Source organism: Pasteurella sp. XG20, from assembly GCF_018968665.1.
Lineage (GTDB): Bacteria > Pseudomonadota > Gammaproteobacteria > Enterobacterales > Pasteurellaceae > Pasteurella > Pasteurella multocida.
On the sequence record NZ_CP076656.1, the window covers coordinates 1,816,186 to 1,830,506 of the forward strand.

Sequence of the window (14,321 nt, forward strand, 5' to 3'; positions counted from 1 at the left end):
CTTGCGCGTACATTGCTTTACACCAAGCTTGGTTATGATGTCAGATTAATCTTCATCTAAATCAATATTGATACCAAGCGAGCGAATTTCTTTCATAATGACGTTGAAAGATTCTGGTGTGCCTGGATCCATTTGATGTGTGCCACCGACGATATTTTTATACATCTTCGTACGACCGTTCACGTCATCAGATTTCACCGTCAACATTTCTTGTAAAGTATAAGCTGCACCGTATGCTTCAAGTGCCCACACCTCCATCTCACCGAAACGCTGACCACCGAATTGGGCTTTACCACCCAATGGTTGTTGTGTTACCAAGCTGTAAGAACCGGTTGAACGCGCATGCATTTTATCGTCAACTAAGTGGTTCAATTTGAGCATATACATGTAACCTACGGTAACTGGACGCTCAAACTTCTCACCAGTACGGCCGTCGAATAAGGTAATTTGACCAGACGTTGGCAAGCCACCTAATTCTAATAAGCCTTTGATTTCGCTTTCGTGCGCACCGTCAAATACTGGGGTGGCAAGCGGTAAACCTTTACGTAAGTTTTGTGCTAAACGCATCACTTCTTCATCAGTGAAGGTACTTAAATCCACTTTTTGTGAACCGTGACCCAAGTCGTAGGCTTTTTGCATGTATTCACGCAATTTCGCCACATCTTGTTGTTGTTTGATCATCGCATTGATCTTGTCACCAATCCCTTTCGCGGCTAAACCTAAGTGTGTTTCTAAGATCTGACCAATGTTCATACGTGATGGAACACCTAGCGGGTTCAACACGATATCCACTGGTTGACCGTTTTCATCGTATGGCATGTCTTCCACCGGGTTGATTTTTGAGATAACCCCTTTGTTACCGTGGCGACCCGCCATTTTATCACCTGGTTGGATCTGACGTTTCACCGCAAGATACACTTTCACCACTTTCAATACGCCCGGTGCTAAATCATCACCTTGGATGATCTTGCCACGTTGTACTTCCAACTTACGTTCAAATTCTTTGCGTAATTCTTCGTATTGTTCAGCAAGTTGCTCTAATTGGTTTTGTTGTGCTTCATCGCTTAATGATTGTTCTAACCATTTAGTGCGGTCTAATTTATCTAAGTTTTTCGCGTCGAAACCACCTGCAATCAGAAGGCTACGAACACGCGTAAACAAGCCTGCCTCAAGGATTTCTAATTCTTCCACAAGGTCTTTTTTCGCTTGTTTTAATTGCATTTCTTCAATTTCAAGCGCACGTTTGTCTTTTTCTACACCATCACGGGTAAAGACTTGCACGTCGATAACGGTACCAGAAACACTGTTTGGCACACGTAATGAAGAATCTTTCACATCCGAGGCTTTTTCACCGAAGATTGCGCGTAATAATTTTTCTTCTGGGGTTAATTGGGTTTCACCTTTTGGTGTTACTTTACCCACAAGAATATCACCACCTTTTACTTCCGCACCGATGTAAACGATACCGGACTCATCCAGTTTGCTTAATGCGGCTTCACCGACGTTTGGAATATCCGCAGTGATTTCTTCTGAACCTAATTTGGTATCACGTGCCACACAAGAAAGTTCTTGAATGTGAATAGTAGTGAAACGATCTTCTTGTACTACACGTTCAGACACTAACATAGAGTCTTCAAAGTTATAACCATTCCAAGGCATGAATGCTACGCGCATGTTTTGACCAAGCGCTAATTCACCTAAGTCTGTTGAAGGACCATCAGCTAATACTTCACCACGGCCGATAGGCTCACCTAAAGACACGCAAGGAATTTGGTTGATACAGGTATTTTGGTTTGAACGGGTGTATTTCACTAAGTTATAAATATCAATACCCGCTTCACCTGGGATGGTTTCATCTTCGTTCACTTTCACCACGATACGTGACGCATCAACGTATTGCACCATACCACCACGTTTTGCGATTACTGTTACACCAGAGTCAACCGCTACGGCTTTCTCAATACCAGTACCGACTAATGGTTTATCCGCACGTAATGTTGGTACCGCTTGACGTTGCATGTTCGCCCCCATTAACGCACGGTTCGCATCGTCGTGCTCAAGGAACGGAATTAACGCTGCCGCCACAGATACTACTTGTTGTGTAGAAACGTCCATATAGTGAATTTCATCTGGACGATATAAACCAGACTCACCGTGTTCACCACGACAGGTAACAAACGCATCGGTAAAGCGTAATTCTTCGTCAAGATTCGAGTTCGCCTGAGCGATAACATATTTACCTTCTTCAATCGCTGATAAATATTCGATCTCTTCTGTTACTTGACCATTAACCACTTTACGATATGGGGTCTCTAAGAAACCGTAGTCGTTGGTACGTGCATAAACAGACAATGAGTTGATCAAACCGATGTTTGGACCTTCAGGCGTTTCAATTGGACAGACACGACCATAGTGGGTTGCGTGAACGTCACGCACCTCAAAGCCTGCACGTTCACGTGTTAAACCACCCGGACCTAATGCAGAAATACGACGTTTGTGTGTTACTTCTGATAACGGGTTGTTTTGATCCATGAACTGGGAAAGTTGTGAAGAACCAAAGAATTCTTTCACTGCCGCAGAAATTGGTTTGGCGTTGATTAAATCTTGTGGTGTCACTGCATCTAAATCACCTAAAGATAAGCGCTCTTTCACCGCTCTTTCTACACGCACTAAACCAATACGGAATTGGTTTTCTGCCATTTCACCCACTGAACGAATACGACGGTTACCTAAGTGGTCGATATCATCGACTTCACCACGACCGTTACGGATCTCGATCAGTTTTTTCATCACACCAATGATGTCATCGTTGCTTAAAATGCCGCTACCTGTCTCTTCATCAATGCCTAAAGAGCGGTTGAACTTCATACGACCTACCGCAGATAAATCATAACGGTCTGATGAGAAGAATAAGTTATCAAATAAGCCTTCTGCCGCTTCTTTTGTTGGTGGCTCACCTGGACGCATCATACGGTAAATTTCCACTAACGCACTTAAACGATCGTTTGATGGATCAACGCGTAAGGTTTCCGAAATGTAAGGACCGTAATCTAAATCGTTAGTGAACAGCGTTTCGATGGTTTTGTAACCCGCTTGCGCAAGTTTGGCTAACATCTCTAATGAGATTTCCATATTCGCAGGGCAAACAATTTCACCAGACTCTAAATCCACATAGTCTTTTGCTGCTACTTTGCCCACAATATATTCTGTTGGGACTTCAACTTGCGTAATTTGATCTTTTTCTAAAGCACGGATATGGCGCGCGGTAATACGACGACCACGTTCAACATACACTTTGCCGTTTGCTTCAATATCGAAAGTTGCGGTTTCACCACGGAGTCTTTCTGGTACTAATGTCATCAACAATTTGTTATTGCTGATTTCAAAAACCACTTTATCGAAGAAAATATCTAAAATTTGTTCGGTGGTGTAATTTAACGCACGTAAAATGATAGTTGCCGGTAATTTACGACGACGGTCGATACGCGCATATAAGTTATCTTTTGGATCGAATTCAAAGTCTAACCATGAACCACGGTAAGGAATAATTCTTGCGTTATATAAGACTTTACCTGAAGAATGTGTTTTACCTTTGTCAGAATCAAAGAAGACACCTGGGCTACGGTGTAATTGCGACACGATAACACGCTCTGTACCATTAATCACAAAGGTACCGTTATCGGTCATTAATGGGATTTCACCCATATAAACTTCTTGTTCTTTAATATCTTTGATTGTGCCCGGTGCGGCGTCTTTGTCATAGCTGACTAAGCGTAATTTCACACGTAATGGCGCAGCATAAGTGGTACCACGGATTTGACATTCTCTGACGTCAAATACAGGCTCACCCAATTGATAGCTTACATATTGTAATTCTGTGTTGCCGTTATTGCTGACAATCGGGAATACGGAGCGGAATGCTGCTTCTAAACCTTGTTGACCTTCAGGATCTCTTTGAATGAATTTATCGAAAGAATCGAGTTGGATAGTTAATAAATAAGGTACATTTAAAACTTGCGGACGTTTGCCGAAGTCTTTACGAATACGTTTTTTCTCTGTGTAGGAGTAAACCATAGGGTTCCTCTGCTTGTGTTTCAGTGAACCAAATACACAATGCTGATGTTCTTGAAATAGCATTATGTATGCGTGTAAAGATACCGTTTCCAGATGCCGCACTCTGAACCTTACTTCTGATGAGCGGTATTCCCAAATTAGGTGAACATAATTAATTTGAGAAGAAAAACAGAAAAATTAAACGGAAAAATTTGTTCTGTTTTGATAGCACAAAATGGCTGATGGAAAAACCACCAGCCATCGAGCCTTAGAAGGGCTTACAAGTCAGTCAAAATTATTTAACTTCGACTTGTGCACCAGCTTCTTCTAATTCTTTCTTAAGTGCTTCAGCTTCAGCTTTAGAGATACCTTCTTTCAATACTGCTGGAGCAGATTCAACTAAGTCTTTCGCTTCTTTTAAGCCTAAACCAGTTGCACCACGTACCGCTTTGATTACTGCAACTTTGTTCGCACCTGCGCCTGCAAGTACTACGTCGAATTCAGTTTTCTCTTCAGCCGCTTCAGCTGGACCCGCTGCTACTGCTACTGCTGCTGCCGCTGCAGAAACACCAAATTTTTCTTCCATCGCAGCGATTAATTCTACGATTTCAGTGACAGATTTAGAAGCGATCGCTTCAATGATTTGTTCGTTAGTTAATGACATAACAATCAATTCCTAAAGTAAAAAAGTTAAACGAGTTAAGAAACCGCTGGATTAAGCTGCTTCTTGTAATTTGTCGCGTAATGCCGCAAGAGTGCGAACAAGTTTGCCTGCCGCAGCTTCTTTCATTGTGCCCATTAAACGTGCAATTGCTTCGTCGTAAGTTGGTAATGTTGCTAAGAATTCAACATCTTGAATCTTACCTTCAAAGGCTGCACCTTTAATTTCAAACTTATCGTTTGCTTTAGCAAAGTCTTTGAACAAACGGGCTGCTGCACCAGGGTGTTCAGTCGAGAATGCGATAAGTGTTGGACCTACAAACGTATCTTTTAAGCACTCAAATTCAGTACCTTCAACCGCACGACGTAATAATGTATTACGTACAACACGCATTGAAACACCGTTTTCACGAGCTACTTTACGTAATTCAGTCATTTTATCTACTGTTACACCGCGTGAATCCGCGATCACAGCTGATAGGGCACCTTTGGCTGCTTCGTTTACTTCAGCAACAATTGCTTGTTTGTCTTGAAGATTTAATGCCATTGGCTTTTAGCTCCTGAATACACTCCGCCTAAGCGGAATTTACAAAAAATCTCAAAAAATGACCGCACTTTGGTACGACTATTTTGTGAGGCTAAGGTGTCCAGAAGCAGAAAATTCTGTCTGTTCACCATCTACGTAGGCCAAATTAAGAGATGATATCCATCATTTCACCTACGGTCTCGGACGGGGCTTGAATGTGGTCAAGCACCATCAACAATTTCATCACCTAAAAATGACAAAATTCAGGAGCGAAATTTTAATAGAAATCCCCTTTCTTGTAAAGTGATTTATATAAATAATTCTGTCATGACCTTTCCTTTTCTTCGCATAAAAGCAACCGACACAAAACAACATTGTTTTTAGTGAAATATTTACTTACCTAACAAGATAAATATGATATATAAGAGATAGCTTGAATGACATGTTTGTTTTCAAGAATGCGCCTTCTTTCATAAACCCTCGGACGAATATTCTTGTGTTGATGGGCTGACTTAAAAGAAGTCACTCATCAAGAATCAATCCGCTTTGTTCTTCTACAACATTAGGAGGTTACTATGAGTGGTATTGCATTAATCTGTGTTTTTGTCATTGCAATTATTGTCATGATTTGGCTGATTGCAAAAGTCAAAGTTCACCCTTTTCTCGCTTTGATGTCCATTTCTCTTGCTCTCGCCTTTATTGCAGGTATTCCATTAGCTAAAATCCCCGCCATGATTGGTGATGGGTTTAGTGGCACTTTCAAAAGTATTGGGATTGTGATTATTTTCGGTGCCATTATTGGTATGGTGCTCGAAAAAACCGGTGCAGCGTTAAAATTAGCCGATATGGTCGTCAAATATGTTGGGCATAAAAGACCTGAACTGGCCATGTTAATTATGGGTTGGGTTGTGGGTATCCCCGTTTTTTGCGATAGTGGCTTTGTAGTATTAAATCCTATCAGAGAAGCATTACGTAAAAAAATTTCCGCGAATCCTGTTAGTATGGCAGTGGCGCTTAGTGCAGGTCTTTATGCTTCCCATGTCTTTATTCCACCGACACCCGGTCCTATTGCAGCCGCAGGGGCTGTCGGATTAAGCCATAACTTATTATTAGTTATCGGCATGGGCGTAGTGGTATCCATTCCTGTTCTGTTTGCCAGCTACCTGTTCGCTAAATGGGTAAGCCGTAATATGACCTTGAATGAAGAGGACAGTGATACTGTCATTGAGAAAAGTTATGAAGCATTATTAAAACAATACGGCACCTTGCCGAGCGGTCGCTTAAGCCTTGCCCCAATTTGTGTACCAATTTTGCTCATGGCTTTAGGTTCTATCAGTAAGATTCTCGGTCTAGAAGGCAATGTTGGCATTCTATTGCAATTTTTAGGTCACCCAATCATTGCTCTCGCCCTTGGTGTGATTTGTGCTGTGGTATTGTTAATCAAAACAGAGAAAATCAGTGGCTTTGATCAGCTTACAAATGATACCTTAAAAATCGTTGGTCCGATTCTCTTTATTACTGCAGCTGGTGGTGTATTGGGTAAAGTCATCACGCAAGCAGGTTTTGTCGAATACATTAAGCAAAATGCACACATCATTAGTACCGCAGGCATTTTCTTTCCATTCTTAATTTCAGCCATTTTAAAAACTGCACAAGGTAGCTCAACTGTCGCCATTATCACCACGGCTTCAATTATGGGCATGTTTAGTGCGCAAGATTCTTTAATGAGCGCCTTAGGCTTAACCTCTGAAATTGCCGCCGCCTTAACCGTGATGGCGATCGCTGCAGGGGCAATGTGTGTTTCTCATGCTAACGACAGCTATTATTGGGTGGTTACGAATTTTACCAAAATGACCCCACAACAAGGTTACCGTACACAAACTGCTTTAACACTGATTATGGGTATCGTTGGGATTATCACCGTATATCTACTTTCACTTATTTTATTGTAAAAGGATAAGATTATGCGAATTGTGATTGCACCAGATTCTTTTAAAGAAAGTCTTACAGCGCTTGAAGTCGCGCAAGCCATTAAAATAGGCTTTCAAAAGATCTTACCTCACGCGGAATATGTGCTTGTTCCAATGGCAGATGGCGGAGAAGGCACGGTACAATCTTTGGTGGATGCCACACAAGGTGAGATCATTAATACAGAGGTCATTGCCCCCTTGGGGAATCCAATCCAAGCATTTTTTGGATTATCTGGAGACAAACAGACCGCCATTATCGAAATGGCGGCAGCATCGGGTTTGCATTTAGTGCCTGTCGAACAGCGTAATCCGCTAAAAACCACTAGCTTTGGGACGGGACAATTGATAAAAGCTGCGTTGGATTTGGGGGTAAAAAAAATCATACTGGGCATTGGTGGTAGTGCCACTAATGATGCGGGTGTGGGCATGTTACAAGCACTTGGCGCATTATTTCTCGATCAACATCAGCAACCAATTGGGTTTGGCGGTGAACAGTTGCAAGATATTATGCATGTCGATTTATCTCAATTAGATCCCCGTTTATCTTCTGTAGAATTAGAAGTGGCTTGTGATGTCAATAATCCGTTGTGTGGACCTCGAGGGGCTTCTGCCATCTTTGGTCCACAAAAAGGAGCAAGCGTAGAAATGGTTGAGAAATTAGATAATGCATTACTTCACTTCTCACATGTGGTAGAGCAACAATATCAACGCAATATTCGTGATCATGCTGGTGCCGGCGCAGCCGGGGGAATGGGAGGTGGCTTATTATTGTTACCTAATGTTTCTCTAAAAGCTGGTGTCGAGATTGTTATCAAGGCTGTCAAACTCGATACCCTTGTTGCCAATGCAGACTTAGTGATCACAGGAGAAGGGAGAATGGATAGTCAAACAGCACAAGGGAAAACCCCAAGTGGTGTGGCAAAAACTGCCAAACAGTTTCAGAAACCCGTGCTTGCTATTGTGGGGAGTCTAAAAGAGGATTATGAAGTGGTTTATCAAGCAGGCATTGATGCCGTTTTCCCGATTATACGTCAGGTAGAGAGTTTGGAAGCGACCTTAAAGTGCGGTCGAGAAAATTTAATTTCTGCGGCACAGAATATTGCTCGCTTCTATTTGCTTGCTAAACATATACCAGATTAACCTAGAAAACAGATATAAAAAAAGTGCAATGAAAACATTGCACTTTTTCTTTTTTAAAGCAATGAATTATAGTGAAGCTTGATCAATCGCTACACCAGCACCCATTGTTGTAGAAAGACTTACTTTCTTGATGAATACACCTTTAGACGTTGTTGGTTTCGCTTTCGCTAATGCCGCTAATAAGGCTTGTAAGTTTTCTTTTAATTGTTCTTCGCTAAAGTTAACTTTACCGATTGTGGTGTGGATGATACCGTTTTTATCATTGCGGTAACGAACCTGACCAGATTTCGCATTTTTCACTGCATCAGCAACGTTTGGTGTAACAGTACCTACTTTAGGGTTTGGCATTAAACCACGTGGACCTAAAATCTGACCTAATTGACCTACAACACGCATCGCATCTGGAGAAGCGATAACAACATCGAAGTTCATTTCACCTTTTTTCACTAATTCAGCTAAATCTTCCATACCGACTAAATCCGCACCCGCTTCTTTAGCTGCTTCTGCGTTTGCACCTTGAGTGAACACAGCAACACGTACAGAACGACCTGTACCGTGTGGTAATACAGTTGCACCACGTACGTTTTGGTCAGATTTACGCGGATCGATACCTAAGTTCACTGCAACATCCACGCTTTCAACAAATTTAGCTGTCGCAAATTGTTTTAATACTGCGATTGCTTCATTGATTTCATAGGCTTTTGTAGAGTCGACTGCCGCCTTGATTGATTTCATTTTTTTAGTCAATTTAGCCATCGTATTATTCCTCCACCACTAAGCCCATTGAGCGAGCTGTACCAGCGATTGATTTCATTTTCGTTTCGATAGAAGAACCTGTCATATCTGCTGCTTTGGTTTCAGCGATTTGACGAACTTGTTCTAATGTTACTTTACCCACTTTATCTTTGTTTGGTTTACCTGAACCAGACTTGATACCTGCAGCTTTTTTCAATAATACTGCTGCTGGTGGTGTTTTCGTAATGAACGTGAATGAACGGTCTGCATACACAGTAATAACAACTGGAATTGGTAAACCTTTTTCTAAACTCTCAGTACGAGCGTTGAATGCTTTACAGAATTCCATGATGTTCACACCTTGTTGACCTAACGCAGGACCAACTGGTGGTGAAGGGTTAGCCATACCAGCTGCAACTTGCAACTTAACATAGGCTTGTACTTTTTTTGCCATTTTTAGCTTCCTCTAGAATGGGTAATAGCGCTATTGCTAGCTCCCCTGTTTACGAAAAGGCTGTATTGTAATTAAACACAACCCAAACTTCAAGTAAAAATTACTCAAAAGCTCACCGCACTTATCTATTAAGTAGAATAGCTAAGTGCGGTTAAAAATTAATTTGTTTTCTCAACTTGGCTGAATTCAAGTTCAACAGGTGTTGCACGACCAAAGATAGAAACAGACACTTTTAAGCGACCTTTTTCATAATCCACTTCTTCCACTGTACCATTAAAGTCAGCGAATGGTCCTTCAGTGACACGAACTTCTTCACCAGGCTGAAATTCTTTTCTGTGGCGAGGTTTTTCTGAACTCTCTTGTAAACGATTTAAAATACGATCCGCTTCACGCTGTGAAATTGGCGCTGGTTTATCTGCTGTACCACCAATAAAACCCATAACACGTGGTACACTACGTACTAAATGCCAAGTTTCGTCATTCATTTCCATTTGCACTAATACATAACCTGGAAAAAATTTACGCTCACTTTTACGTCTTTTTCCGGCTACGTTTTCTACGACTTCTTCTGTCGGCACAAGCACTTCACCAAATTGATCTTCCATTTGGTGTAACTTAATATATTCACGCAATGTTGTTGCAACACGACCTTCAAAACCAGAAAAAGCCTGTAACACATACCAACGTTTTTTGGTTGTTGTTTCTGTCATCTTAGAACCTCAAATCTGTTAAGAAAGTAATTAACGCAACAATCACTGAATCTAATCCCCACAGGATTAAAGACACAACAATCGTTACACCTGCCACAATTAATGTCGTTTGCATCGCTTCTGGACGCGTTGGCCAGACAATTTTTCTTAATTCAATTCTTGATTCACTAAAGAAATGACGTGCTTTCACACCTTGGTTTGTTAATGCAGCAAGACCTAACGCAATCAACAATAAAACCACGACTCCAACCACACGAATCGGAGTAGAAAATTGTTCTACAAAATAAATATTACCTAATGCTGCAGTTGCAATAACAACAATAACGAGCAACCATAAAAAGCGATTCAAGCCTTTTGACTTTTGGTTCTCGACTTCATGCGCATTTTTCTTTTTCTCAATTTCTAACGCCATAATTTAATCCATTACTTAACTTAAATAGGGGATTCGTTTCTGAACGCGTGATTGTAGCACTTTATTTAAAAAATGCATATTAAAATTACAGCAGAAGCCTAAATTTTTCATTGGCATTCCTGCTCAATTTTGCTAGCAAAGAACAAAGGCATACTCTCAGTTAAATCGTGTTGAGATCCATTTGATGCTCATTTCAAATCTCATAAAAACACAAAAGGCGTATCTTTCGATACGCCTTCTTTCGCATGTTAAGCCAAATTATTTGATAATTTTCGCTACAACACCCGCACCTACTGTACGACCACCTTCACGAATCGCAAAGCGTAAACCTTGGTCCATCGCGATTGGGTGAATCAAACTTACAGTCATCTTGATGTTATCACCAGGCATCACCATCTCAACACCTTCCGGTAATTCGATTGTACCTGTTACGTCCGTTGTACGGAAGTAGAACTGTGGACGGTAACCTTTGAAGAATGGTGTATGACGACCACCTTCTTCTTTTGATAACACGTAAACTTCTGATTCAAAATCAGTGTGTGGCGTAATTGAACCCGGTTTCGCTAACACTTGACCACGTTCGATTTCTTCACGTTTAGTACCACGTAATAAAGCACCAACGTTCTCACCCGCACGACCTTCGTCTAATAATTTACGGAACATCTCAACACCTGTTACTGTGGTCTTCGTTGTCGCTTTAATACCAACAATTTCAACCTCTTCACCTGTACGGATGATACCACGCTCAACACGACCTGTTACTACTGTACCACGACCAGAAATTGAGAACACGTCTTCAATCGGAAGAAGGAACGGTTGGTCGATTGCACGTTGTGGCTCTGGAATGTAAGTATCTAAGTGGTTGGCTAACTCAAGAATTTTCTCTTCCCACTCAGCAACGCCATTTAACGCTTGTAACGCTGAACCACGTACGATTGGTGTATCATCACCTGGGAAATCATATTGAGAAAGAAGTTCACGCACTTCCATTTCAACTAATTCTAATAATTCTTCATCATCCACCATGTCGCATTTGTTTAAGAATACGATGATGTAAGGAACACCTACTTGGCGACCTAAAAGGATGTGCTCACGTGTTTGTGGCATAGGACCGTCAGTTGCCGCAACAACTAAGATAGCACCGTCCATTTGAGCTGCACCGGTAATCATGTTTTTCACATAGTCCGCGTGTCCTGGACAGTCAACGTGTGCGTAGTGACGAGTTGGTGTATCGTATTCAACGTGTGATGTGTTGATGGTGATACCACGCGCTTTTTCTTCTGGCGCGTTATCGATTTGGTCGAATGCACGAGCTGCACCACCGTAGTGTTTTGCTAATACGGTTGTGATTGCTGCGGTTAAAGTTGTTTTACCATGGTCAACGTGGCCGATTGTACCCACGTTTACGTGCGGTTTTGTACGTTCAAATTTTTCTTTAGACACGATTAAGTTTCCTCAGTAGAGACCACAAGCTATTACAGCTTGTGGTTTTGTTAAACAAAATTATTTTTTGCGAGCTTCAATGATTGCATCAGCAACGTTTTTCGGCGCTTCTGCATATTTCAATGGTTCCATTGAGTATGAAGCACGACCTTGAGTTTGTGAACGAAGGTCAGTTGCATAACCAAACATCTCTGAAAGTGGTACTTCTGCATTGATCTTCACAACAAATTCATTTGCTTCTTGACCGTTAACCATCGCACGACGACGGCTTAAGTCACCAATTACATCACCAACGTAGTCCGGTGGCGTTTCAACTTCTACTTTCATGATTGGCTCAAGAAGCACTGGGTTTGCTTTATTAAATGCAGCTTTAAAGGCTAAAGATGCAGCTAATTTAAACGCAAGCTCAGATGAGTCAACATCATGGTATGAACCGAAGTGTAAACGAACACCTAAATCCACTACTGGATAACCCGCTAATGGACCCGATTTAAGTTGTTCTTGAACACCTTTATCTACTGCAGGGATGTATTCACCAGGGATCACACCACCTTTGATTTCGTTCACGAATTCATAACCCGGACCTTCTGGATCTAACGGATATAAGTCGATAACAACGTGACCATATTGACCGCGACCACCAGATTGTTTTGCGTGTTTACCTTCAACATCATTAACGCGAGTACGGATAGTTTCACGGTAAGATACTTGTGGTTTACCAATGTTCGCTTCAACTTTGAATTCACGACGCATACGGTCAACGATAATATCTAAGTGTAACTCACCCATACCAGAGATAATAGTTTCACCCGACTCTTCATCAGTATGAACACGGAATGAAGGATCTTCTTGTGCTAAACGACCTAATGCAAGACCCATTTTTTCTTGGTCTGCTTTCGTTTTTGGCTCAACAGCAACAGAAATTACTGGCTCTGGGAATTCCATGCGCTCAAGAATAATTGGCGCATCTTGTGCACATAATGTATCACCAGTACCTACATCTTTCAAACCAATTGCGGCTGCGATATCGCCTGCACGCACTTCTTTGATTTCTTCACGTTTGTTTGCGTGCATCTGTACGATACGACCAAAACGCTCACGTTTATCTTTTACAGAGTTTAATACAGTATCACCTGAATTAATTACACCAGAATAAACACGGAAGAACGTTAAGTTACCTACGAATGGGTCAGTTGCGATTTTAAACGCAAGTGCAGAGAAAGGTTCATCATCACTTGCATGACGCTCACCTTCTGTTTCATCTGGATTAATCCCTTTGATCGCTGGGATATCTGTTGGTGCTGGTAAATAGTCGATTACCGCATCAAGCATAGCTTGAACACCTTTATTTTTGAAGGCAGAACCACAGCATACAGGAATAATCTCACCGGCTAATACGCGTTGACGTAAACCTGCTTTAATTTCTTCTTCTGTTAATTCTTCACCGCCAAGGTATTTTTCCATTAACTCTTCTGACGCTTCTGCAGCTGACTCAACTAAATTTTGACGCCATTCTTCACAAGCATCAACCATATCAGCTGGGATCTCTTCATAGGTAAATGTCATACCTTGGTCAGCTTCGTTCCAGTTAATCGCTTTCATTTTAACAAGGTCAACAACACCTTTGAAATTATCTTCTGAACCGATTGGTAATTGTAAAGGAACAGAGTTACCCCCTAAGCGAGTTTTAATTTGTTCAACTACACGTAAGAAGTTAGCACCAGTACGGTCCATTTTGTTTACGAAAGCAACACGAGGAACTTGGTATTTGTTTGCTTGGCGCCATACGGTTTCTGATTGTGGTTGAACACCACCCACCGCACAGTAAACCATCACCGCACCGTCAAGTACACGCATTGAACGTTCAACTTCGATCGTGAAGTCAACGTGTCCCGGAGTATCAATCACGTTGATACGGTGTTGTGGATATTGTTTAGACATACCAGACCAGAATGCGGTTGTTGCCGCAGAGGTGATTGTGATACCACGCTCTTGTTCTTGCTCCATCCAGTCCATAGTAGCTGCACCATCGTGCACCTCACCAAGTTTGTGACTCACACCTGTATAGAATAGGATACGCTCGGAAGTGGTTGTTTTACCTGCGTCAATGTGAGCACTGATACCAATGTTACGGTATCTTTCAATAGGGGTTGTACGTGCCATTATTATTTCCTTGCTGGAATTAAATATGAAATTTTAAATATGTATAAGGCTTCAC

Annotated in this window: 11 protein-coding genes; 2 read left to right on the top strand and 9 right to left on the bottom strand. The window is 41.6% G+C overall.

Annotated features, from left to right (window positions below; translation table 11 throughout):
- Window positions 1-45: 45 nt before the first annotated feature.
- The 3 genes from rpoB to rplJ all read right to left on the bottom strand — a co-directional run bounded on the left by rpoB (window position 46) and on the right by rplJ (window position 5,260).
- Window positions 46-4,074, bottom strand: a complete 4,029-nt coding sequence (rpoB, locus tag KPF51_RS08450) for a DNA-directed RNA polymerase subunit beta (RefSeq protein WP_005724689.1) — start codon at window positions 4,072-4,074, stop codon at window positions 46-48.
- A gap of 274 nt (window positions 4,075-4,348) precedes the next feature.
- Complete coding sequence (rplL, locus tag KPF51_RS08455; protein WP_005724690.1) at window positions 4,349-4,717, bottom strand: 50S ribosomal protein L7/L12; 369 nt, start codon at window positions 4,715-4,717, stop codon at window positions 4,349-4,351.
- 51 nt (window positions 4,718-4,768) lie between these two features.
- Complete coding sequence (gene rplJ / locus KPF51_RS08460; RefSeq protein WP_005718814.1) at window positions 4,769-5,260, bottom strand: 50S ribosomal protein L10; 492 nt, start codon at window positions 5,258-5,260, stop codon at window positions 4,769-4,771.
- 554 nt (window positions 5,261-5,814) lie between these two features.
- On the opposite strand from rplJ, the gene KPF51_RS08465 reads away from it, so the two are divergent.
- Together KPF51_RS08465 and KPF51_RS08470 are read left to right on the top strand one after the other, a co-directional pair.
- A complete protein-coding gene (locus KPF51_RS08465; protein ID WP_005724691.1) occupies window positions 5,815-7,191 on the top strand; it encodes a GntP family permease in 1,377 nt (458 codons plus the stop codon).
- A 12-nt stretch (window positions 7,192-7,203) separates the two neighbouring features.
- Window positions 7,204-8,349 (top strand): glycerate kinase, encoded by a 1,146-nt coding sequence (locus tag KPF51_RS08470; RefSeq protein WP_005724693.1) that lies wholly within the window; start codon window positions 7,204-7,206, stop codon window positions 8,347-8,349.
- 66 nt (window positions 8,350-8,415) lie between these two features.
- Here the strand turns inward: KPF51_RS08470 and rplA are convergent, their stop codons facing one another.
- The 6 genes from rplA to fusA all read right to left on the bottom strand — a co-directional run bounded on the left by rplA (window position 8,416) and on the right by fusA (window position 14,266).
- Entirely contained in the window at window positions 8,416-9,105 is a 690-nt protein-coding gene (gene rplA / locus KPF51_RS08475; RefSeq protein ID WP_005718821.1) for a 50S ribosomal protein L1, read from the bottom strand.
- 4 nt (window positions 9,106-9,109) lie between these two features.
- Window positions 9,110-9,538, bottom strand: a complete 429-nt coding sequence (gene rplK / locus KPF51_RS08480) for a 50S ribosomal protein L11 (RefSeq protein WP_005718823.1) — start codon at window positions 9,536-9,538, stop codon at window positions 9,110-9,112.
- A 158-nt stretch (window positions 9,539-9,696) separates the two neighbouring features.
- Window positions 9,697-10,248: a transcription termination/antitermination protein NusG gene (gene nusG, locus KPF51_RS08485; protein ID WP_005718825.1), complete on the bottom strand. Its 552-nt coding sequence runs from the start codon at window positions 10,246-10,248 to the stop codon at window positions 9,697-9,699.
- A gap of 1 nt (window position 10,249) precedes the next feature.
- Window positions 10,250-10,660: a preprotein translocase subunit SecE gene (secE, locus tag KPF51_RS08490; RefSeq protein ID WP_005718827.1), complete on the bottom strand. Its 411-nt coding sequence runs from the start codon at window positions 10,658-10,660 to the stop codon at window positions 10,250-10,252.
- Between the two features lie 258 nt (window positions 10,661-10,918).
- Window positions 10,919-12,103 carry an elongation factor Tu gene (gene tuf / locus KPF51_RS08495; protein ID WP_005751979.1) on the bottom strand — a complete coding sequence of 395 codons (1,185 nt, stop codon included), beginning with the start codon at window positions 12,101-12,103 and terminating at the stop codon, window positions 10,919-10,921.
- A gap of 60 nt (window positions 12,104-12,163) precedes the next feature.
- Window positions 12,164-14,266: an elongation factor G gene (gene fusA / locus KPF51_RS08500; protein ID WP_005717860.1), complete on the bottom strand. Its 2,103-nt coding sequence runs from the start codon at window positions 14,264-14,266 to the stop codon at window positions 12,164-12,166.
- Between the last annotated feature and the right edge of the window lie 55 nt (window positions 14,267-14,321).